At 56.5% G+C, this 23296-nt stretch carries 21 protein-coding genes; 12 read left to right on the forward strand and 9 right to left on the reverse strand.

Annotation, left to right across the window (positions count from 1 at the left end):
• Nucleotides 1-111 precede the first annotated feature (111 nt).
• The 7 genes from Q1K07_RS07105 to can all read right to left on the reverse strand — a co-directional run bounded on the left by Q1K07_RS07105 (nt 112) and on the right by can (nt 7868).
• The gene (locus Q1K07_RS07105) at nt 112-1044 is read right to left on the reverse strand and encodes a LysR family transcriptional regulator (RefSeq protein WP_300309409.1); all 933 of its coding nucleotides are present in this window, start codon (nt 1042-1044) and stop codon (nt 112-114) included.
• 135 nt (nt 1045-1179) lie between these two features.
• Nucleotides 1180-2259, reverse strand: a complete 1080-nt coding sequence (locus Q1K07_RS07110) for an oligopeptide/dipeptide ABC transporter ATP-binding protein (protein ID WP_300309410.1) — start codon at nt 2257-2259, stop codon at nt 1180-1182.
• Complete coding sequence (locus Q1K07_RS07115; RefSeq protein WP_300309411.1) at nt 2256-3278, reverse strand: ABC transporter ATP-binding protein; 1023 nt, start codon at nt 3276-3278, stop codon at nt 2256-2258. The genes Q1K07_RS07110 and Q1K07_RS07115 overlap by 4 nt, the downstream gene beginning before the upstream one ends.
• A gap of 18 nt (nt 3279-3296) precedes the next feature.
• Nucleotides 3297-4262, reverse strand: coding sequence for an ABC transporter permease (locus Q1K07_RS07120; RefSeq protein WP_300309412.1), 966 nt, complete (start codon nt 4260-4262; stop codon nt 3297-3299).
• The gene (locus Q1K07_RS07125) at nt 4259-5305 is read right to left on the reverse strand and encodes an ABC transporter permease (protein WP_300309413.1); all 1047 of its coding nucleotides are present in this window, start codon (nt 5303-5305) and stop codon (nt 4259-4261) included. Before Q1K07_RS07125 ends, Q1K07_RS07120 begins: the two co-directional genes overlap by 4 nt.
• Nucleotides 5306-5410: 105 nt before the next feature.
• Nucleotides 5411-6979 carry an ABC transporter substrate-binding protein gene (locus Q1K07_RS07130; RefSeq protein WP_300309414.1) on the reverse strand — a complete coding sequence of 523 codons (1569 nt, stop codon included), beginning with the start codon at nt 6977-6979 and terminating at the stop codon, nt 5411-5413.
• Nucleotides 6980-7220: 241 nt separating this feature from the next.
• Nucleotides 7221-7868, reverse strand: a complete 648-nt coding sequence (can, locus tag Q1K07_RS07135) for a carbonate dehydratase (RefSeq protein WP_149284835.1) — start codon at nt 7866-7868, stop codon at nt 7221-7223.
• A 209-nt stretch (nt 7869-8077) separates the two neighbouring features.
• On the opposite strand from can, the gene gorA reads away from it, so the two are divergent.
• The 11 genes from gorA (at nt 8078) to Q1K07_RS07190 (ending at nt 19875) form a co-directional block, all read left to right on the forward strand.
• Nucleotides 8078-9457, forward strand: coding sequence for a glutathione-disulfide reductase (gene gorA, locus Q1K07_RS07140; RefSeq protein ID WP_300309415.1), 1380 nt, complete (start codon nt 8078-8080; stop codon nt 9455-9457).
• Nucleotides 9458-9731: 274 nt separating this feature from the next.
• Nucleotides 9732-11072 (forward strand): Ig-like domain-containing protein, encoded by a 1341-nt coding sequence (locus Q1K07_RS07145; protein ID WP_300309416.1) that lies wholly within the window; start codon nt 9732-9734, stop codon nt 11070-11072.
• Between the two features lie 550 nt (nt 11073-11622).
• The gene (locus tag Q1K07_RS07150) at nt 11623-12138 is read left to right on the forward strand and encodes a DUF2059 domain-containing protein (protein ID WP_300309417.1); all 516 of its coding nucleotides are present in this window, start codon (nt 11623-11625) and stop codon (nt 12136-12138) included.
• A gap of 215 nt (nt 12139-12353) precedes the next feature.
• Nucleotides 12354-12941, forward strand: coding sequence for a diaminobutyrate acetyltransferase (gene ectA, locus Q1K07_RS07155; RefSeq protein WP_300309418.1), 588 nt, complete (start codon nt 12354-12356; stop codon nt 12939-12941).
• A 136-nt stretch (nt 12942-13077) separates the two neighbouring features.
• Entirely contained in the window at nt 13078-14343 is a 1266-nt protein-coding gene (gene ectB / locus Q1K07_RS07160) for a diaminobutyrate--2-oxoglutarate transaminase (RefSeq protein ID WP_300309419.1), read from the forward strand.
• A 38-nt stretch (nt 14344-14381) separates the two neighbouring features.
• Complete coding sequence (locus Q1K07_RS07165; RefSeq protein ID WP_300309420.1) at nt 14382-14774, forward strand: ectoine synthase; 393 nt, start codon at nt 14382-14384, stop codon at nt 14772-14774.
• A 354-nt stretch (nt 14775-15128) separates the two neighbouring features.
• Nucleotides 15129-16145, forward strand: coding sequence for a TRAP transporter substrate-binding protein (locus Q1K07_RS07170; protein WP_300309421.1), 1017 nt, complete (start codon nt 15129-15131; stop codon nt 16143-16145).
• Between the two features lie 171 nt (nt 16146-16316).
• Nucleotides 16317-16835 carry a TRAP transporter small permease gene (locus tag Q1K07_RS07175; RefSeq protein WP_300309422.1) on the forward strand — a complete coding sequence of 173 codons (519 nt, stop codon included), beginning with the start codon at nt 16317-16319 and terminating at the stop codon, nt 16833-16835.
• 2 nt (nt 16836-16837) lie between these two features.
• Nucleotides 16838-18118: a TRAP transporter large permease gene (locus Q1K07_RS07180; protein WP_300309423.1), complete on the forward strand. Its 1281-nt coding sequence runs from the start codon at nt 16838-16840 to the stop codon at nt 18116-18118.
• A 59-nt stretch (nt 18119-18177) separates the two neighbouring features.
• Nucleotides 18178-18978 carry an NAD(P)-dependent oxidoreductase gene (locus tag Q1K07_RS07185; RefSeq protein ID WP_300309424.1) on the forward strand — a complete coding sequence of 267 codons (801 nt, stop codon included), beginning with the start codon at nt 18178-18180 and terminating at the stop codon, nt 18976-18978.
• 138 nt (nt 18979-19116) lie between these two features.
• The gene (locus tag Q1K07_RS07190; RefSeq protein WP_300309425.1) at nt 19117-19875 is read left to right on the forward strand and encodes a FadR/GntR family transcriptional regulator; all 759 of its coding nucleotides are present in this window, start codon (nt 19117-19119) and stop codon (nt 19873-19875) included.
• A gap of 184 nt (nt 19876-20059) precedes the next feature.
• On the opposite strand, the gene Q1K07_RS07195 is transcribed toward Q1K07_RS07190, so the two are convergent.
• Nucleotides 20060-21232: an MFS transporter gene (locus Q1K07_RS07195; protein WP_300309426.1), complete on the reverse strand. Its 1173-nt coding sequence runs from the start codon at nt 21230-21232 to the stop codon at nt 20060-20062.
• 121 nt (nt 21233-21353) lie between these two features.
• Here Q1K07_RS07195 and Q1K07_RS07200 point away from each other — a divergent pair, with 121 nt between their 5' ends.
• Nucleotides 21354-22604, forward strand: coding sequence for a DUF1835 domain-containing protein (locus Q1K07_RS07200; RefSeq protein WP_300309427.1), 1251 nt, complete (start codon nt 21354-21356; stop codon nt 22602-22604).
• 15 nt (nt 22605-22619) lie between these two features.
• Here the strand turns inward: Q1K07_RS07200 and Q1K07_RS07205 are convergent, their stop codons facing one another.
• Nucleotides 22620-23090, reverse strand: a complete 471-nt coding sequence (locus Q1K07_RS07205; protein WP_300309428.1) for an N-acetyltransferase — start codon at nt 23088-23090, stop codon at nt 22620-22622.
• Nucleotides 23091-23296 lie beyond the last annotated feature (206 nt).

Raw genomic sequence — 23296 nt, forward strand, 5'->3', positions numbered from 1 at the left:
AAGCAAGGGGCCGACAAATCTGAAGATAGCGAGATACCATAACGGTGGGCAGTGATATGTGGAAGCCTGCCAGGATGGAAAGTCATGGAGGAAAGGTCATGAGGGAAACGCTCATGAGGAAACTTGCTTGGCAGGAGAACTCATCCCCATCAGCATGGGCCACACCAGCTCCAGCGCCGCACGGCCCGCACTGCGATGTCGATAGAGTCGAATCTCGAACTCCACCGTCCAGCGTGATTCACCTGCATGGACCAGCTCGCCCTTTTCCAGGGCAGAGCTGGCAACCCGCTCGGGCAGCCAGCCTAGGCCATAGCCCAGACTGACCAGTTCCCGGATATTGCTGCTCTGGATGCTCTCGTTGAGCACAGTGAGCGTCGGGCAGCCCGGCTGGCTATCCAGGTGTGCACTGATAGAGGCACCGATGATACCGCGAGGATGATAAGCGATCAGAGGCAGGGAGCGGCCACGGTCGCCATCCAAAGCAAAGCTGGGCATTCCCTGTTCATCCGGCAGGCATACCGGGAAATAACGTTCCCGGCCAATCACGCAATGCTCCGTCTCTTCATCGGCCACGTCGAGGGGATTGCCATTCACGGGCCAATAGCACAACGCCAGATCGATCTCGCCGGATGCCAAGCCCTGAAAATAATCGGCAAGCAGCCATGATGTTGCACGTAGTTGGGGAACCAGGGGCGGTGGCGAATCCAGGCTTTCCAGCCATTCCGGGAAAAAGTGGCTCAACAGGCTTTGCGATGCCCCAAGGTGCAACTGGCCTGCCTGTTCTTCAGCCATCTGTGCCAGGCGCTGACGCGTGGCTCCCACACGCCAGGTCACATCCTGACACATGACCAGAAAGGTCTCGCCAGCAGGCGTCAATGACAGGGGCAGCGTCTGACGGTTGATCAGCGTCGTCCCCATTTCCTCTTCAAGCAGCTTGATACGGCGCGAGAAGGTCGGTTGAGTGACATTCTGCTCCTCGGCAGCACGCGAGAAATGTCGCGTACGGGCCAAGGCCAGAAAGTCTTCCAGCCAGCGGATTTCCATGGGAATCTCGTGTTTTTTTGGTACTTTTCATTAGCTGCGTGTCACAGCATAGTCCCTGCGGTGGTGCATTCTGCCAGAAGGAGGGCAGATCGACTTTCCTGATATGCCCTCTCAACTCCATGAATGTGACATCCGTCAACTGATACGGCCTTCTTCGACGGCATGGCAGGCCACCTGGCCACCATCTCTGGTCGCAATCAACCTGGGGATTTCCCGGCGACAGCGTTCGCTGACATGCGGGCAACGAGCATGGAAGACACACCCGGAAGGCAGATTGACCGGTGTCGGCACTTCGCCTTGCAGGCGAATATGCTGCGGACGGTCGTCTTCCAGCTTGGGTATGGCTGACATCAATGCCTGGGTATAGGGGTGGCGGGGTTGAGCGAACAGCGTCCTGGTCGGAGCGACCTCGCATACCCGCCCCAGGTACATTACCGCGACTCGGGTCCCGAAGTGCTCGACCACGGCCAAGTCGTGGGTGATGAACAGATAAGTCAGGTGACGTTCGCGTTGCGCTTCCATCAGCAGGTTCAATACCTGGGCCTGGATGGATACGTCCAGGGCAGATATCGGCTCATCGGCAACGATGAATTCCGGATCCACCGCCAGGGCCCTGGCAATGGCAATACGCTGGCGTTGGCCACCGGAGAATTCATGGCCATAGCGCACGCCCCAGTCCGGGGCGATGCCCACCGACGTCATCACTTCGGCAACCTTTTCGCGAACCTGTTCACGGCTCCAGCCTGGCTGATGCAAGCGAATCGGTTCTTCCAGCGTCTGCTGGATCGTCATGCGTGGATTGAGCGACGCGTAGGGGTTCTGGAAAATCATCTGCATGCGTTTGCGGAAGGGCAGCAGCGCCTTGCTTTCCAGATGATCGATGCGTTCGCCATCGTAATGAATCTCACCGGCAGAAGGGCGCAGCAATCCCATGACGGTACGAGCGACGGTGGACTTGCCACAGCCGGACTCACCCACGACACACAATGCCTCACCGCGGTGAATGTCCAGATCGACGCCATTGATCGCGTGAACATGGGATTGTTCACGCACCAGCCGACCACGGCGGAATTTCAGTTGTTCGAGGAAGTCACCGGACAGGTCGAAGCGCTTCTCCAGGCCTCGAATCTCAAGCAGAGTACGTGTCGCTTGATCCTGGTGTTCAGATTCATGTTCATGCGATGCAAGAGCCACATGGGCGGCGCGGGCTGTCATGGGGTTACCTCCTCGACCGGAATGCGATTGGCATCCTGCATTTCAGCGACCATATGACAGGCCACCTGACAATTGCCCGAACGCACGAAGCCAGGCACTTCTTCATGGCAGGAAGTCCGTTCGCTGCCATCGGGACGGGTAGTGAAATCGCACCGGGGATGAAAGGTGCAGCCACTCGGTAGATTGTTCAACGACGGCATGCTGCCGCGGATCTGATTGAGCCGCTGCCCAGGAGTCGCCATCTGCGGCAGGGCATTCATCAATCCCTGAGTATAGGGGTGCTGGGGATCATTGATGATTTCCCGGGTCGGGCCTTGTTCGATGACACGGCCGGCATACATCACCAGCATGCGCTGGGTGACCTGGCTGACTACACCCAGGTCATGGGTAATGAGGATCAACGCGACATTGTGCTTCTCGCATAACTCCAGCAACAGCGCCATGATCTCGGCTTGAATGGTCACATCCAGCGCGGTGGTCGGTTCGTCGGCAATGATGATATCCGGATCCAGCAGCAAGGCGATGGCAATGATGATGCGCTGACGCATGCCCCCGGACAGTTCATGCGGATACTGGCTCAAACGCTTTTCCGGCGAGGGAATCTGCACCTGCTCCAGCTTGCGCAGAGAGATGCTTCGGGCTTCCCTGGTCGAGATGCGGCGATGGGCCTTGAGGCATTCGATCATCTGTTCGCCGATGGACAACACGGGATTGAGCGTCATCATCGGATCCTGGAAGATCATCGAGATTCGGTGGCCACGCACCCTGCGCAGTTGCCGGTCGCTCATGGAGGTCAGTTCCTGACCATCGAAATTGATGCTGCCACCCGCGATATAGCCAGGCTTGGCAATCAGGTTGAGCAGGCTGAAGGCGGCAACCGATTTGCCTGCACCGGACTCTCCTACAATGCCCAGGCGTTCGCCACGGTCGAGGCTGAAGCACACATCGCGCAGGGCCTTGATATCGCCCTGGCGCAGGGCAAAGCGCACATCGAGGTGGTTGACTTCTAGCAGTGCCATATCTGGTTTCTCCTCGCTTCAGCCCTTGTACAACCGTGGATTGAGCACATCACGCAGCCAGTCGCCAAGCAGATTGATCACCAGCACCAGCACCACCAGCACCAGGCCGGGAATCAAGGTGATCCACCATGAACCGGACTGCAGGTAATCGAAACCGGACTTGATCAATGAGCCCAGGGAAGGCTGGGTTTCGGGCATGCCAAGGCCAAGGAAAGACAGTGCCGCTTCAGAAATGATGGCATTGGCCACCTGTACCGTGGAGATGACGAAAATCGGCGACAGCGTGTTGGGCAGGATATGGCGAAACATGATGCGGCGCCGGCGCAGGCCCATGACACGAGCAGCATCAACATATTCCTTGGCTCTCTCGGCCAGCACCGATGCACGCACGGTACGCGCATACTGTGGCCATTCAGCCAGGCCGATGATCAGCACCAGCAGCCACATGGCATAGTCGCTGTAGGTCGCACCGCCAAAGATCGACTTGAACAGGGCGCCGACCACGATGGCCACCATCAAGGTGGAAAAGGACAGCTGGATATCGGCCAGGCGCATCAGGAAGGCATCAATACGACCACCGAGATAACCGGCCAACAGGCCAAAGCACACACCAATGGTCGCTTGCAGCAACACGGCACCGAAGCCGATGACCAGAGAGACCCGCATGCCATAGAGAATGGTCGACAGCAGGTCGCGCCCCTGGGCATCGGTGCCCATGACATACAGCGGATCCGCTCCCTCGATCCAGAACGGCGGCAGTTCCGAGGCCAGCAGGTCGATACTGGCGAGATCATAAGGATTGGTCGGGGCAAGCCACGGTGCCAGCACCGCCGCGCCAACCATGAGGATAAAGATGATCAGGCTCAGTTGCGCGACCAGGTCACGCTTGAAGCTATACAGCAGGAAGGAGTCGCGGAAACGCTCCCAGCGGCTGGGCGTACTGGGTGATGGTGTAGTGGATGAAGGTGTGGTGGAAGTCGTCATGCGGGCTTGCCTGTGAGCTTGACGGTGGGGTTGACCAAGCCATAGATCAGGTCAACAACGGTGTTGGTAACCACAAAGATCACACCAACGATCATCAGGTAGGTCACGATCAAGGGAATGTCCGAGCGGTTGATGGCGTCGAGGAACATCAGTCCCATGCCCGGCCACTGGAATACGGTCTCGGTAAGGATGGTATAGGCCACCAGGGTACCGATCTGCACACCACCGACAGTGATCACCGGCAGCATGGTGTTCTTCAAGGCATGCACGAAGTAGATGCGACGCATGGAGATGCCCTTGGCCCGAGCGAACTTGACGTACTCGGACTGCAGCACCTCGAGCATCTCGGCGCGGATCAGGCGAATGAACAGCGGCAGCATGATCGACGCCAGGGAGATCGCGGGCAATATCAGGTAAGTCAGCCCCTTGAGCGAAGTGAAATTGGTGTACCAGGTGCCGAAAACATGTTCGGGATTGCCACGCCCGTAGGCTGGCAGGCCGCCTTCAGTGGAAATCAGTCCATTGAGCCAGCCCCCCCAGGAAGTATCCGCGGGGAAGGGCGACCAACTGATGCCGATGGCAAACAGCTGAATCAGCACGATAGCCGTCAGGAACACCGGAATGGAGATACCGACGATGGACACCCCCATGAAGAATCGCGATAGCCAGGCTCGAGGCTTGATCGCGCTATACACGCCGATGGGCACCGACAGCAGAATGATCAGCAAAGTAGAGGCAAATACCAGCTCCAGGGTGGCCGGCAAGTGACGCAGAATGACCTGGGTAGTCGGTTCGTGAAAGACGTAGGAATAGCCAAAATCGAACTGCGTCGCATTGACCGCAAAGCGCAGATACTGGACCAGGAAGGGGTCATTCAGGCCAAGCTCTTCGCGCAGTGCAGCACGCTCGCTTTCCGGAACAGACTGGCCAACCATCTGCTGAACGGGGTCACCGAGATTATCCTGGATGGCGAAAGCGATCAGGCTGATGACGAACATCACCAGCAGCGCATGGAACAGGCGCTTGATCAGAAATGCGATCATTGAGGAAATACCTGATAAGGGGGAAGCGTCGTCCCTGCCGAGACGCCGCTCTGTGCCAGAAAATACGAGGCTGCCGTCAGCAGCCTCTACGATGGCCCTGGACCGTTATTCTTCGATGACCAGGTCCCCGAGATAGGGGAAGTTCATCACGTTGAGAATCGGTTCGATATCGGCATTGTTAGCCGATGCCCAAGCCAGGTCCTGCCAATGCAATGGCACGAAGGCCGCATCGTCGTACAGACCTTGCTCGATCTGCTGGAGCATGTCGGCACGCTTGTCCTTGTCGAGCTCCAGGTTGGCCTGTTCAAGCAGCTTGTCGAGTTCCGGGTTGCAGTAATTGCCAGCGTTGTACTGGCCTGCCCCCGTCTCGGCATTGGGGCACTCGGTGAGGTACTGGAAGAAGTTGGCAGAGTCTTCGGTATCGGCATGCCAGCCGATCAGCATCATATCCGCCGCACGATTGTCGTATTCCCCCCAGTACTGCGCCTTGGGCAGGGTCTTCAGGTCCACGCGAACGTTGATCTTGGCCAGCATGGCCGCCACTGCCTGAGCAATCTTGGCATCGTTCACGTAACGGTTGTTGGGCGCCATCATGGTGATGGAGAAGCCATCTTCATAACCCGCTTCAGCCATCAGTTCCTTGGCTTTTTCCAGATCGTAGCGAGGCGTCAGATCGGGATTATGGCCGGCATAGCCTTCCGGCGACAGTTGCGCGGCGGGGGTGGCGAAGCCTTTCATCAACCGCGAAGCAATGCCTTCCTGGTTGATGGCATAGGTGAAGGCCTGGCGCACACGTGCATCCTTGAAGGCTTCAACGCGCTCCTGATTCATGTGCAGCAGGATGATGCGTGTGCCGGACATGGTCACCAGCTTGGCGTCCGGATCGGCCTCGACACGTTCCAGATCGTTGGGCGGAACAGGAGCAATGAAGTCCACATCGCCAGAGAGCAGAGCGGAAACGCGGGTGGCATTCTCATTGATGGGCGTCAGCACGATGTGATCGACGTTACCAGGAGATTCGGTATCCCAGTAATCGGCGAAGCGCTCAAATTCGACTTTTACCCCTTGCTGGCGGCCAGTCACCTTGAATGGGCCGGTACCGGAGACATGCGTAGATGCATAGGAATTGCCGTTCTTGACGATTTCGTCCTTGGCCTTGCCACTGTCGGTTTCTCCGCTGTAGAACTCGCTGTCCATCGGGAAGATGTAAGTAGCGATGTTGAGCAACAGCGGATCCGGTTGCTTGGTGACGATCTCGACGGTGTGGTCGTCGACGACATTGACGCTGTCGATTGTCTCGAAGATGGCCTTGAAGTCCCCACTGCGCTGGAGACGCTCGATGGTCCAGGCCACATCCTTGGCGGTGAAATCATTGCCGGAATGAAACTTCACACCCTCGCGCAGTTTGATGCGCAGAGTAGTGTCATCAACCTGTTCCCACTCGGTCGCCAGTCGCGGTTCGAACTGGTAATCCTTGGTCCAGCGCACCAAAGGGTCGAACACCATATGCGATAGCTGCAGAATGCCGCCGGACAGTTGCTCGTGGATATCCAGCGACACAGGGTCGGCATCGTAGGCCATGCGCAGAGTGTTGTCGGCCAGAGCGGCCTGGGGCAGGGCAGCCGTCAGCATGGCAGCACCAAAGGCACTGGCCAGTAGAGTTTTCTTGAACATGGAATAGGTTACCTGCTTTTAGGGTTGTTATATCGGTAGTTCAGAAATCGATGAGCGATTGCGCTATCAAGATAGAGAGCATGGCGCCTGTAGCACAATCGAAATTGTGACAGGCGCCATACATTGGGCGAATAAGGCCCGAAAAGTGAGAGAAAAGCAGGGAAAGAGAAGAGATAAGAGACGTGATGAGGCTGCTGACAAAGGTCGCGAGCGATGACCTGACAAGTCAGCAGCCCCGTTATCAGTCTTCGTTCGAGCTCACCCGATCAATCCGATACAACTGCTTGACCTGGTCCAGGCCATGCACGCTGCATTCCATATCGGTGACACGGCCATCGCTGAGACCATACACCCAGCCGTGCACCGAAAGTTCCTGACCGCGTTGCCAGGCGCGCTGGATGACCTTGGTGCGGCACAGGTTGTTGACCTGGGAGCGCACATTGATCTCGCACATGCGATCGACCTGCTCGTCGACGCTCAAGTGCTCAATCTCGTGGCTGTGGAAGCTGTAGAGTTCGCGGACCTTGTGCAGCCAGTAATCCACCATCCCGCATTGGGCCCCGGTCACCGCAGCGCGCACACCACCGCAACCATAGTGGCCGACGATCATGATATGACGCACCTTGAGCACGTCGACCGCAAACTGGACCACTGACAGGGCGTTCATGTCGTTGTGATAGATCAGGTTGGCCACATTACGGTGAACGAAGACTTCACCGGGAGGCAGGTCAATGATCTGGTTGGCCGGAACGCGGCTGTCGGAACACCCGATCCATAGATATTCCGGTGTCTGCTGCTGGGCCAGTCGCTTGAAGAACTCCGGGTCGCTCTCGCACATGCGATCTGCCCACTCGCGGTTGTTGCTGAGCAGCTTTTCAATATCGTTCATCGTATCCCCCGGATGGCATGTAAAACATCGTATGTAAAATACATGAAAGAAGCAGGTGCGGGCATTCTTTTACCGGCCGTTTCCCGATGGGTCAAGCACTCTCCCGACAACCAAGCACCCTCCCGACAGTAAGGTGACACTGGTATCATGCGACTAAAACCAAACCCTGAGACCATTTGTGGTCATCACGTCCATATAGGGAGAAGCTAGTGTCACAATTCGACTATGACCTGTTCGTCATCGGAGCAGGATCCGGCGGCGTGCGTGCAGCGCGTACTGCTGCTGCGACCGGCGCACGCGTTGCCATCGCCGAAGACCGTTACCTGGGCGGAACCTGCGTCAATGTCGGCTGCGTACCGAAAAAACTCTATTCCTATGCCGCGCATTTCCACGATGCCTTTGAAGATGCCCATGGTTTTGGTTGGACGCTGCCACAAGCTCCCGAGTTCGACTGGGCCACGCTGCGCGACAACAAGATCGGCGAGATCAAGCGTCTCAACGGTATTTACGGCAAGCTGCTGGAAAATGCCGGCGTTCGCCTGATCAATGCACGCGCCAAGGTGCTTGATGCCCATAGCGTGGAAGTTGATGGCGAGCGCATCAGTGCCGAGAAGATACTCGTCGCCGTAGGAGGCTGGCCCTGGGTACCCGATTTCCCCGGCAACGAGTATGCGCTGAATTCCAATCAGGTCTTTGATCTGGAGCGCTTCCCCGAGCGTTTCCTTGTTCTGGGCGGTGGCTATATCGCAGTCGAGTTTGCCAGCATCTTCAATGGTCTCGGTGCCGATGCTCACCTGGTCTATCGCGGTGACCTGTTCCTGCGCGGATTTGATCAGGAAGTACGTGAGTTCACCCGTGATGAAATGGCCAAGAAAGGCGTCAACCTGCACTTTGGCGCCAATATCGAGTCCATCGAGAAAGTCGACACTGGTCTCAAGGTAACCCTGACCAGCGGAGAAGTGCTGGAGGTGGATGCGGTGCTTTCTGCCACCGGACGCAAGCCCCACCTTCAAGGTCTCGGCCTGGACAGCCTTGGCATCGAGCTCGACGATGGGGGTTATATCAAGGTCAACGACCGTTTCGAGACCTCCGAACCCTCGATCCTGGCCCTGGGCGATGTTACCGGTGGCCCGGAACTGACTCCGGTCGCCCTGGCAGAGGCCATGCACATGGTCGCTCACCACTATGGCCAGCCGCCCAAGGGGCCGATGAATTACGACAACATCGCCACGGCAGTGTTCTGTCATCCCAATATCGGCACCGTCGGCCTGTCCGAAGAAGCCGCGCGTGAGCGTTTTGCCGCCATTCGCGTCTATCGCACCGATTTCCGCCCCATGAAACACACCCTGTCCGGCAGTGAAGAACGCTGCCTGATGAAACTGATCGTCGACGACGCCACCGATGTCGTGGTAGGGGCCCATATGGTGGGCGAAGAAGCCGGAGAGATCATCCAGGGCATCGCCATCGCCGTACGCGCAGGCCTGACCAAGGCCGACTTCGACGCTACCGTCGGCATTCACCCCACCGGCGCAGAGGAATTCGTCACCATGCGCAGCGAGTCACGCCGCTGGCCGCAGAATGATGCTTGAAAGTCACTGACGGATAACACAGCCACCGCATGAACAGCCGTGGCTGAACATCATGGATAGACCCACAAGGCCGCTTGCAATAAGCGGCCTTGTTTTTGGGAAACGCTGCATAGATGTTCTTGGTCGCCCTGATGCGGACTGGCAGCCACTCAACTGATGAGGAAACTCTCGTAATTAGAGAAATTTCCTGGCTTTTTTCAGCCAGCTCTTATTTCCATTTGCTCAATGCCCCGTAAAGATTGGCGTCTTTTAATGGGTATGGAGATTGCTGCATATGGGGATTACTGTCGAAATCGTTTCTCGTTCCACCCTGATGCGAGACGTGCTGCAGCAAAGTACGGTAGCGGTGAATGCCCCCAGCCTGGTGCATGTCCAGGCTCAAGTGTCGCAGGTTCAGGCCATGGAGCGGGCGGGCGAAGACCTGCTCTTGCGTATGACCGATGGGCAGGTGGTACGTATCAACGGTTACTTTACCCAGAGTGGCACCTCATTGGTAATGGACGAGGATGAAAAGCTTGTCGAGCTGCATCTTTCTGAATCGGCCAGTTCTGAGTCATCAGGAGAGCCTGTATCGCTAACCCATGCGAGCCAACCCCTGAGTAGTCAGGATGCACAGTTACTATCCGCTGGCCAAGAGGCCCAGGCGTCATCCGATACGAACTCTGAATGGGGTACCTGGGCTTGGGTCGGAGGAGGCTTACTTGCTGCCGGTGCGATAGCCGCAGCGGCCAGTGGCGGTGGCGGTGGCGGTGGCGGTGGCGGAAACAACGATACCAATGGAAGTTCTGGCGGAAAGGTGACTCGTGTCACTTTCCAGGTCGTGGATGATGATGGCAAGCCGCTGGCAGACAACGCGCTGACGAATGACCGCACCCCGACCTTCAAGGGAACAGGTGAACCCGGGGCGACGATCAGGATTCTCAATGACGAGACTCATCAGCTCATCGCCGACACTCAAGTGCAGTCGGATGGTACCTGGTCGGTGACCTTGCCGCACCAGGCGCTTGGTCAGCAAGACTATGAAGTGGTGCAGGCCGTTGGCAGCCGTACAACGGAAGTGGGGGAGATTGAGTTCACCTTTACGGATGGACCGGTGCAGCCAGGTATCAATGCCATTTCCGAGGATACCGGTACGCCAGGGGACTTCATCACCAGTGACAACACACTGACACTTCAGGGGACGCTCAGCGAACCGCTTGATCCAGACGAAAAGGCCCAGATCAGTATTGATGGCGGTGTGACCTGGACCGACCTGGTCGTCAACAACGTCGATTGGAACTATGTGGATGAGCGTGTGCTGGCAGACGGAAAGCACACCTACATGGTGCGAGTGATCGATATGGAGGCCAACGGCACCTTTGAGATCGAATCCATGCAGACCCAGGTGGTGACGGTGGACAGCAGTGCTCAGAAAATGGAGCCGCTTGCTTCATTGCTTGTCCCCAAGGCCGTTGCCATGCAGAACAGCATCTCGGAAGGCATTAACCTCGATGACTTGCTGCCCGCGACTCAAGACTCGGCGCCACCGCTATCTGGCGGACACATAGCGTCTCTGGGCAACCATGTCACGGATGTCGCCTCCTTGATCAATGAGCAGTTGCCATCCTTGCTGTAAACACTGGCGGCAAGCAATGAAAGGGAATGGGAGTTCAGCCCATTCCCTTTTTCGAACCTTATGCTTGATCCCTGAACATTGACGGCCGAACGGTGCCGCTGTCGGCGGGCATGCAGGTCAGTGTGGAAATCAAGACCAACAAGCGACGTATTCTGGAATATCTCTTCTCACCCGTTGTCGCGGTGACTTCCCAGGCAATGCGGGAGCGTTAGCAAGGATTGATCGTTCACTTGCCTCATTGGTACTAATTATTTGGTCAGGAAAATTGATTATGCCAATTCAGTTTCCAACACTTCATTCCTATTGAACAGATAATTTTATTCAGCATAAATGGACAACATGTAAGCATCTGGAATATCGCTATTTTTCACTCTATATCCACCATATAGACTACGGAAGAATTGCCTTTCACTGATACACAATTTCTCGTTAATTCAATGAACTATCGTTGTTCTGAATAAAATTTAACACACAAGACGAACGCGAGTAGCTCCATAAAAGAGAGCAGCACCATCATTTACCGAACTTTCCCTTACATAAGGAAGGCAGAATGAAAGGAATCATTGCCATTGTATTTTTCTTGGTATCTTGTGGCGCATCTGCCCAGAGCCGTGACGAAATGCTGCAACAGCTCGTTGAAGCGACTAGGTTGACGGATATTTTGCTTCAAAAGATCGAAATTCAGCAGAAAACCACACAAGAAACCATGCGCGGTACGGTTGATCAGATAGAAACCCAGATCAATCCCACCCCGGATTACATGGAAAAATTCGAGGCCGCCTATCAAGATGCTGTGTCCAAGCTGGCTCCCCAATGGACGACACAGGAGGTGGCAAGCGCCTGGGGCGACTACTACGGGAAGAACATCTCCGACGAGGAGTTGGCACAAATACTGGCATTCTATCAGTCACCCGCAGGCCAGAAGGATGTGGCAGCGACCCGGCAAGCGATGCAGGAGCTTTCTCAGCATTTCACCGAAGCCTACAAACCCGTCGTCGAAATGGCTGTGGCACAGTTTTATGCGCATCTCCAGACTATCGCCGACGACATCGACAGCGTGAACTGATGATCCCCAAGGATTGTCCGAAACATTGGTGGGCACTGATCGAGCAAGGACAATTCCTTGGCCCCGCCATGCTGCATGCCCGCTCAGCAGCGGGCATGACCATTCTTCCATAATTCTGCGTTATGGAAAAACGCTATCGTCATAACGCCGACTTTAAAAAGTCATGAGGGGCTGTTATCCTTTTCGGCACAATCGCAACAGCGAAACATCATTTTATGATTGCACCCAGTGCCATTACCGAGCCTTTCACTGCTTCCGTCGACCTTGCCAAGCCGAGTGTGGCAGATGCGGTGGTGGGCCATGAAACTTCCCCTCTTTTCATTCGCAAGCCCAACCCCGATGACGGCTGGGGCATCTACGAGCTGGTCAAGTCCTGCCCACCGCTGGATGTCAACTCTGCGTATGCTTATCTGCTGCTCGCCACTCAGTTCCGCGACAGCTGCGCGGTTGCCACCGATGCGGACGGCGAGATATGTGGCTTCGTCTCCGGCTATGTGAAAAGCAACTCGCCTGATACGTATTTCCTGTGGCAAGTCGCGGTCAATGAAAAGGCGCGTGGTACTGGCCTGGCTCGCCGCATGGTCGAGGCCGTACTGACTCGCCCGGAACTGGATTCCGTGCATCATCTGGAAACCACCATCACGCCGGACAACCAGGCATCATGGGGCCTGTTCCGGCGCCTGGCGGATCGCTGGCAGGCACTACTCAACTCCCGCGAATACTTCTCCACGGATCAGCTTGGCGGTCAGCACGATCCAGAAAATCTGGTACGCATCGGTCCCTTCGAAACGTCGCGTATCTGACTATCTCCCATGTTCAGCGTCAGCCGAAAACAGCTGCCATGTCCCAAGGGCCATGGCACTGCCCTGGGCGCTGGCCATGCACATCCTTCTTCTGTATTCCAAGACACTTTTTTCAATGACTTACTGGAGGTCGCACATGCAGACCCAGACACTCGAACGTATGGAATCTGACGTCCGTACCTACTCTCGCTCGTTTCCGGTGGTCTTCACCAAAGCAGTGAATGCGCGCCTGACAGACGAAGATGGGCGTGAGTACATCGATTTTCTGGCTGGTGCCGGTACGCTCAACTATGGGCACAACAATCCGGAGCTGAAGCAGGCGCTGGTCGAATACCTCTCCAGCGATGGCATTATCCACGGCCTTGATTTCTGGACCGCTGCCAAGCGCGACTATCTGGAAACGCTGGAAGAGGTGATCCTCAAACCGCGAGGACTGGACTACAAGATCCATTTGCCTGGTCCAACTGGGACGAACGCTGTAGAAGCCGCCATTCGCCTGGCCCGGGTGGCCAAGGGCCGGCACAACATCGTGTCCTTCACCAACGGCTTTCATGGCGTGACCATGGGCGCGCTGGCCACCACAGGCAACCGCAAGTTCCGTGAAGCCACCGGGGGTGTGCCGACGGTAGGTGCTTCCTTCGTGCCTTTCGATGGCTACCTGGGCGACGGTACAGATACTCTCGATTACTTTGAAAAGCTGCTGGGCGACAAGTCCGGTGGCCTCGATGTGCCTGCCGCCGTGATCGTGGAGACCGTCCAGGGGGAGGGCGGTATCAATGTCGCCAGCACCCAGTGGCTCCAGCGCCTGGAAGGTATCTGCCGTGCCAACGACATTCTGCTGATCATTGATGACATCCAGGCAGGTTGTGGCCGTACCGGCAAGTTCTTCAGCTTCGAGCATGCTGGCATCACGCCGGACATCGTGACCAATTCCAAGTCTCTGTCTGGCCTAGGGTTGCCGTTCGCCCACGTGCTGATGCGTCCAGAGCTGGATAAATGGAAACCCGGTCAATACAACGGCACGTTCCGCGGTTTCAATCTGGCATTCGTGACAGCCGCCGCCGCCATGCGCAAGTATTGGAGCGACGACACCTTCGAGCGCGATGTACAGCGCAAGGCGCACATTGTCGAGGAGCGCTTCACGCAACTGGCCGGCTGGATCAGCGACAAGGGATATCCTGCCAGTGAGCGTGGCCGTGGTCTGATGCGTGGGATTGATGTCGGCAGCGGCGAATTGGCCGACAAGATTACCGGCAAGGCCTTCGAGAATGGCCTAGTCATCGAGACCAGCGGCCAGGATGGGGAAGTGGTCAAGTGCCTGTGCCCGCTGACGATCCCCGATGAGGACCTGCTTGAAGGTCTCGACATTCTTGAACGTAGTATTCATGAAGTGCTGGCCTGAGCCAGTCGTCACCATTATTGACAGATCAAGGAGCCATCATGATCGTTCGTAACCTGGAAGAAGCACGCAAGACAGACCGCCTGGTGACCGCCGAGAACGGTAACTGGGATAGCACACGCCTGTGCCTGGTCGATGATGGGGGAGCGTGTTCCTTCCATATCACCCGCATTTTCGAAGGCACCGAGACGCATATTCACTATAAGCATCACTTTGAAGCGGTGTACTGCATCGAAGGTGAGGGTGAGGTCGAGACCTTGGCTGACGGCAAGGTCTGGCCGATCAAACCAGGCGATATCTATATCCTCGACCAGCACGATGATCACCTGCTGCGTGCGCACAAGACCATGCATCTGGCCTGTGTGTTCACACCTGGCCTGACGGGCAAGGAAGTGCATCGCGAGGATGGCTCCTACGCGCCAGTGGAAGCGTAAGAAGCCGAAACGGAAAAAATAGCGGAGAAAGATAAGCGGTTGCACACTCTGTAGCTGCACGTCATGTCAGAGGCATGACACACCGTGTCGTTAGCACACGTCGTGCTGCCGATATGGCCACGATGGCTCGGTATCGATCATTCGATACCGAGCCATCGCATATGGCGGGTCGACATCAGGCGTAGTGAACGCTATTTGATAGGCAATTAGTCGAAATCCTGGCTTTCAGACTTGCAGCACATGATCTCGCCCCCCTATTTTGTCATACATATTATGTCCTATTAGCAATCCCTCTTCGCAGTAGGGATGAGGGATCAGAAACTCAGCCAATAACTCCAATATGAGGTCCCTGAAATGCCTAACGACAGCTCTCCCGTTCTGCGCCCAGTTCTACGCTCCACTGCCTTGGCAAGCGCTATTACCATTGCGCTACTAGGCGCAACGCAGGTACAGGCGGAACAATGGCGGGGGTGGAACGTCCATCCACCGGAATATCCGAACAGTGTCGCCCTGGACAGCTTCGCGGCAGAAGTCGCAGAAAAGACAGAGGGGCGTATCGAGCCCAAGGTCTACCACAGTGGAGTGCTGGGCGATCAGCCCGATGCCATTGAACAGACTCGCAATGGTGCTCTCGACTTTGCCAACTTCAACATGGGACCGATGGGGCCGATCGTGCCCGCCACCAATGTGCTGTCGCTACCGTTCCTGTTCAACAGTGAAGAGGACATGTATCGCCTGATGGACGGTGACATCGGCCAGCGTTTCGCCGACGCCCTGGAAGAGAAGGGGCTGGTGGCACTTTCCTGGTTCGGATCCGGTGCCCGCAGCATCTACAACACCCAGCATCCCATCGAGACCCCGGATGATGTCAAGGGTCTCAAACTGCGGGTGATGAACAATGACCTCTATGTGGACATGATCAATGCCCTGGGCGGCAATGCGACGCCGATGGCCTATAGCGAAGTCTATCAATCGCTCAAGACTGGGGTCATCGACGGGGCAGAGAACAACTACCCCTCCTATGAATCCAGCGGTCATTACGAAGTCGCCAAGTATTACTCCAATACTGACCACCTGATCCTGCCGGAATGCCTGTGTGTCTCCAAGAGCACCTGGGATGATATGAGTGCAGAGGATCAGGAGATTGTGCGCCAGGCCGCCGTCAACGCTGCAACCGAACAGCGCAAGCTATGGGCTGAGGGTGCTGCAGCCAGTCGTGAGAAGGTCATCGAGGCCGGCGATCAGATCAATGATGTGGCGGACAAGGCAGCGTTCCAGGAAGCCATGCAGCCGCTCTACGAATCCTTCAATTCCGAGCACCCCGATCTTGCGTCATTGGTCGAGGATATTCGTACCGCCCAGAAAGACTGATTCGCACCTGATACAGGCCTGGGAAGCGTCTTCTTCCCGGGCTGAGCGAGAGGCTGTTTCCCTGTGACGCTACCCATCGACGCTTCTTCCTCGTCGGCTGATACCGCTGAAGGCTCAGTAGATATCGCTGATGGCTCTGATGTGACGAGCTTGGAATGGAAAGAAACCGGCATGACGAAACCAGACACGATAGACAGGGCGCTCGATAGTATTGCGCATCTATGTCTTGTCTCTGCCGGCATATTGCTGGTGTTCCTGATCATTTCCTTCGGCTGGCTGGTATTCGGCCGTTATGTACTCAACGATACGCCAACCTGGGTCGAACAGTCGGCGCTGCTGTGCGTTGTCTACATCACCTGCCTCGGCGCTGCCGCTGGTGTCAGGCATGACATGCACCTGAAGATCGACATGATCCAGGAAGCCATGCCAACTCGGCTACGCAGTGTCATGTGTCAAATGGCAGACCTGTTCACTGCGGTCTTCGGTGCCTTCATGGCCTGGCAGGGCTACATGTTAGTACTCGACAACCTCGATCGTCCGATTCCGATCCTCGGTATCTCCGAAAGCTGGAGAGCTTTGCCGCTGGTCATCTGCGGCGTACTGATGGTGATATTTACCATCAACAATATTCTGCGCCGCCTGACGGGTTCCAGCACCCAGACAGGGCACTCAACCGGGATGGAGGATTGATCATGGGACTCACCATATTGTTCGGTGTCTTCTTTCTTGGACTGGTCGTCGGCGCTCCGGTCGCCTTTGCTGTCGGTCTGGCTGCCGTTGTCACCTTCATGTATGAAGGGTTGCCACTGTTTGTCGCCTTTCAGCGTATTCTGTCCGGCATATCGGTGTTCTCATTGCTGGCTATCCCGTTCTTTATCTTCGCAGGCGAACTGATGCTGCACGGGGGCATCTCCCAGCGTCTGGTGCGCCTGGCTTCGGCAGCGGTGGGGCGGGTACGCGGAGGGCTTGGCATGGTCAATGTCAGTTCCTCGATGCTGTTCGGCGGGATCTCGGGGTCCGCTGTGGCAGATACGTCCGCGCTGGGTTCCATCCTGATCCCGGTAATGAAGGAGAAGGGCTACGACGCCGATTACTCGGTGAATGTCACGGTCACGTCATCGATTGCGGGGGTCGTCATTCCGCCAAGCCACAACATGATTCTGTATGCCGTGGCCGCAGGTGGGGGTATTTCCATCACGCAATTGTTCGTGGCAGGCATCGTTCCCGGCGTACTGATGTGTGGGCTGCTGGCCATCGCCGCCTATGTCGTGGCCGTCAAGCGAGGTTATCGCGGTGAAACCTTTCCCGGCTGGCGGGCCCTGGCCATCAGCTTCGTCGTCGCCACTCCTGGTTTGCTGACTGCCGTGATCATTGTCGGCGGCGTGCTATCAGGCATTCTTACCGTCACCGAATCTGGTGCCTTCGGCGCCATCTACGCCATCCTCATCACCGGGCTGGTCTATCGTGAGCTGAGCTGGAATGCTTTCAAGCAGGCGGTCTACCAAGCTGTGCGCACTACCGCACTGGTCATGATCCTGGTCGCCTGCGCATCAGCCTTTTCCTATCTTCTGGCGCTATACAATGTGCCGGAATTGCTTTCGTCGGCATTGCTCGGGATTACCGACAACCCTTACGTCATCCTGTTGTTGCTCAATCTGATCCTGCTGGCTCTCGGCATGATCATGGACATGGCAGCTCTGATCCTGATCTGTACCCCCATCTTCCTGCCTGTCGCCACACAATTTGGCATGGACCCGATCCAGTTCGGCATCATCATGATGATCAACCTGGGGCTCGGGTTGTGCACCCCGCCGGTGGGCGCTTGCCTGTTTGTCGGTAGTGTCATCGGCAAGATCAAGATCGAACAGGCAGTGCGCACCATATGGCCGTTCTATCTTGCCCTGTTCGCGGCATTGATGCTGGTCACTTATGTCCCCGCCTTGTCCATGACACTGCCTGAATTGATGCGCTGAAACGATATCTGAATGAACCGATATCTGATTTAACCGATATCAGAAAGGAGAAATGCAATATGTTGAATCGACTATTGGTCACTGGTGCGGCAGGGGGAGTAGGAAAGGCCATTCGTCCTTATTTGTCACGCCTGGCCAGGGAAATTCGCCTGTCGGATATCGTGGAAGTAGAACAGGGCAGCGATGGGGCAGAGATCATCACCTGTGACCTGGCCGATACCGAGGCCGTGAATCAGCTGGTCCAGGGTTGCGATGGCATCATTCACCTGGGCGGTGTATCGGTCGAACGCTCCTGGCACCAGATCCTGCCAGCCAATATTGCCGGCACCTATCATGTGTACGAGGCCGCTCGCCGCTTTGGCAAGCCACGTATCGTCTTCGCCAGTTCCAATCACACCATTGGTTTCTATCCACGCAACCAGCGCCTGGACAACAAGGTTCCGCGCCGCCCCGACTCATTATATGGCCTGTCCAAATGCTTTGGTGAGGACTTGGCCAGTCTCTATCACGACAAATTTGGTCTGGAAACGCTCAGCGTGAGGATTGGCTCCTGTTTCGAGAAACCGGCAGATACGCGCATGATGGCCACTTGGCTGAGTGTCGCCGACTTCATGGCCTTGCTGGAACGTGCCTTTGTCACCCCAAAACTTGGAAATACTGTCGTCTATGGTGCTTCCAATAACAGTGAGCAATGGTGGGATAATCGAGAAGCAAGTTTCCTTGGCTGGATACCCAAGGACAGCTCTGAGCCTTGGCGTGAAGAAACCGAAACGAGGGACGGACAACTGGACCCGTTGGATCCAGCCGTGGTGCATCAAGGTGGAAAATTTGTCACTCAAGGGCACCCGGATGACACATGAGTGCATGACTGAAGGTAAATGGCATAAGTGAATGACAGTAGGGATCTATAACACCCGTCCTGATAGACTGGCGGAACGCAGAGGCCTTGAGTTGGCCTCTGCGCCCAGGGAACGATGTAGTGAAGAGGAAGCTTGCCCATGGTAGCCAAGCCCCAGCCGCGCACTGAAGCGGCCCCACTCAATGTGCAGAAGCTGACCCGCGAGGGCAATCTGTCGATGCACGTGGCCGATCAATTGGAAGGCTTGATCACCAATGGCAGCATTGCCGTCGGTGACAAACTGCCGACAGAGAGCGGGCTGTGCGAGTCATTTGGCGTCAGTCGAACGGTGATTCGCGAAGCCGTCGCGCATTTGAAATCCCTGGGCCTGGTGGAGGCACGGCGCGGCATTGGCACCACCGTGATTCGTGCCATGCCGGCAGAGGCTATGCCCGCCAAGCGCATCCGCCCGACCACCGTGCAGGACATTCTTCATGTGCTGGAATTACGGCTGAACATGGAGCCTGCCGCCGCCGCACTGGCCGCCGAACGCCATAATGCGGAGGACCGGGCGCTCATCGAGGCCAAGCATGTGGCTTTCATTGCTGCCCGCCGCGAGCAGACACTGGCACGCAATGAGGATTTCGAGTTCCACCACGCCATCGCCAAGGCCACTCACAATCCTTTCTTTGCGCTGTTCTTTGAACAGCTCAACCTGAGTGCCATTCCTCGTTCGAAACTCGTCAGCAGCGAAGTCAATACTGCTTCAGCCGATGTCTACCTTCAGCGGGTCGAAGCTGAGCACCAGGCCATCGTCGATGCCATCTTCGCACGTGACCCGGAAGCCGCCCATGAAGCCATGCGCTGCCACTTGACCCGTGCACAGGAAACCTATCAGCAATTCCGCGAGAAAAGCTGATTTCTGAAACTCTCCCATAGTTAGAGGCACGCAAGCTGATCCAGAATGACCGGCCTTGCGTGTGCTCTATAAGATGGGTGCATAAAACTTGCTAACGCAAAAATATCCCCGCCGGTATCTCCAGTGAAAGGCTATCAATAAAGGCGTAAATAGAGGCTGATATTTTTCGCGCCATGTTCTCGACTCAACGGAGCTTGAGATAGCGGGAGCGTGGCAACCGTGCTCCCATCACGGTTGCCGCTGCCAGCAGCAGGGCCAGCATCACCAATGCCATCACCAGGCTGGTCACATTCGCCACGTGGCCAATGGCAGCAGGGCCAGCGAGCAGGCCGGCGTAGCCCAGGGTCACGACGGCCGGCAGGGCGACGCGTTCGGGCATCAATGTCTGGCGGCCCGCCAGCGAGAACATGATCGGTACGAGATTGGAGCATCCAAGTCCCACCAACATGGCACCCAGCCCGGCCACCAGCCAGTGCGGTACCAGGCTGATCAATAGCATTCCGAAAGCCGCCAGCGCCGTGCCCAGCGTGACCAGTGGTACATGACCAAAACGCCCAATCAATCTATCGCCACTCAAGCGCCCAATGGTCATGCTCACAGAGAACAACGCGTAGCCGAGCCCCGCCCATGCGGTACTGACATCTCGATATTCATGCAACAGCACCCCAATCCAATCGAGCATGGCACCCTCGACCAGAAAACTGATGGCACAGATGGCTCCGAGTAACAGAACGATGCCTCGGGGCAGGGCGAATGTTGGCGCGCTACGATCCGCAGAAACTTCATTCAACAGGCCGCTCCAGGCCATGACCAGACCCAGCAGCGCAGCCATCACGACAATGCTTGCCGCCCATGTTGGAGACAGGCCAAGGGCAAGAAGCCCCATCATGGCACTGACGCCGACAATAGAGCCAAGACTGAACAGGCCGTGAAAGCCGGACATCAAGCTGCGCCCACTGGTGCGTTCCACGGCCACCGCCTGCAGGTTCATGGCCACATCGAGCATGCCGATGCTGGCCCCGAACACCAGCAGGGTGATGAAGGCCGCAAGAAAACTGCTCAGCCCCGCCAGCAATGGCAAACAGCTCAGGCACACCAGAGCACTCATCACGATGACCCGACGAGCCCCCATATGCACGACCAGAGCACTGGTCACCGGCATCGCCACCAGCGACCCCAGCCCCAGGCACAGCAGCAACAAGCCCAGGCCGCCGTCATCTATTGCCAGGCCGTTCTTAAGATAAGGCACCAAAGGCGCCCAGGCCGCTATCGCGATCCCGGCAATCAGGAAGGTGATGCGCGTCGCACGCTCACGCCTTTGTTGAACACTATCCAGTTCACATTGCAGTGTCGTCATCTTTCTGGGCTTCCCTGACCAGGGCCAAAGGCCATCGAGATCCTGGCTTTATGGCAATGAAAACGCCCCATTACATATAATTCTCTATCTGATGACCAGCCCTGCGCATGGAAGGAATCGCATGACGACTTGTTCCCGATACGATCCCACGCATCACGGTCGTTTCACCCTTACTCAGCAACATGCGCATGCCAAGGCACTGCTGGAAGCGTGGCAGGCTGATGAGCCAGAAGCCCTGGCTCGCGTCTTGGCATATATTCCTGAACGTCAAACACCACTGACACTTGCTGAGGCTAAATGGGTTATCGCCCGGGAATCAGGTTTCCCTGACTGGGCCAGGCTAAAGGCTCATGCTGAAGCCTTGGACATGGCACAAAAACGGGTGGCAGAACAGGGCGACCGGGACTGCTCTACGCTACATATTCGTTGTGGTTCGGACATCAAGCACAGTCTCGAGATCGCTGGCTTTCAGGGGGATTTCCTCGAATTCTCCGACCCTTTCTGCATGGGGCCATTGCAGGATGTGGCGCCTGATGAGCTGATGCAGCTACGAACCGGCTATCTGTTGGCCATATCCGAAAAAGCGGGCATGGAAGTGCCAGATATCGAGGAGCGTTTGCGCCAAAGCTATGCCGGCCTGGAGACACTGGACAACTACGAGCGTGTCGTACTGTGGTTCGAGCATGATAGCTACGACCAATTGCTGTTGGCATACCTGCTGCATCGCCTGTACTTGCGACCAGTCCCAGCCACTATTGAACTGATCGCCGTGGAGGCGATTCCGGGGGTCAAACGTTTCATCGGTATTGGCCAACTCGCACCCGATGTACTGGCCTGGCTGTGGCGACAGCGACGCCCGGTTACTGCATCCTTGATGCAATTGGGCAGCCAGGCCTGGGCAGCATTGACCTCAGACAATCCTCAAGCCTTGAAGGCATTGGTGAACAGCGGTACGCCAGCCTTGCCAATGATGGCAAAGGCCCTGGCACGTCATCTACAGGAACTCCCCGAGAAAGATTCAGGGCTTGGTTTGACCGAACGCTTGATCCTGGAAATCGTGCGCGATCATGGCCCTTTACCTGTTGGCGAGACATTCGCCTATTTGATGGTTGAACGTGAACCGCTGCCGTACCTTGGCGACTTGATGTTCTGGTGGTTGCTGCAGCCGCTGATAACGGCTCCTCAGCCAGTTCTGGAAATCAGCGAAATTCAGCAGGAATGGCCGCATCGCCAGCTTTTGCTGACAGCACTTGGCCAAAGCGTTGTGGAAGGCAGCGCGTGTTGGCTGGACCATGTTGCCAACGAACGCTGGGTGGGAGGCATTCACATTGCTCCCAGCCAGTCGGTGCATGCAGCAGCTGATGACAACTGATCCGAGGGTCCCGGCTCAAGGCAGGCGACGAGACATCTTGACCATATGCGGAGTCTGCTGATCGACACTGAAACCAAAGCGCTGGTAGAGGCGCATGGCGGGATTTGTCTTGTACACCTGCAGGGAAATGCTCTCGACGTTTCGCTTTCTACAGATGTCGAGAATGCGTTCCATCAACTGCGAGCCAATGCCTTGGCCTTGAAAATGGGGCAGCAACTGCAGATCCCACAGCGCGGCGCTGCTATTTCCCAGGTGCAGGCGTACCAGACCGGCAATATGACGTCGCCCGATATCCTTGATCACCACCAGAGTATTTAGCGTTCGTTCCCAATAGTGCTCGAAGCGCTCATCATCCCAATTCAGGCCAGCTTCCTGATGATAGGAAGCCATGTTATTGCGAGTCAGATCACGAGCGAAGGGCAAATCGGCATCACTGGCCCGGATGAGCTGGATACAGTGCTCTGGCGATGTCTTCGGTGGTGTCATTACTGAATACCGTTGAACGTCATGATGTCATGAGGGTAACGGCTGACTTGAATGAAATCCACCAGATACCAGGGCTCGACGGTGAATAAGGTGGCCAGTATATGACGCCATCTTGACGACAACCTTGCGCCTTGTGTGTCCGCCGTCAACGTAAGTCAGGGCTTTCGTCGTCGCCTCAAAGGGGAAGGCTCGATCGATGACGGGCT

This window comes from Halomonas sp. (genome assembly GCF_029263665.1).
Taxonomy (GTDB): domain Bacteria; phylum Pseudomonadota; class Gammaproteobacteria; order Pseudomonadales; family Halomonadaceae; genus Halomonas.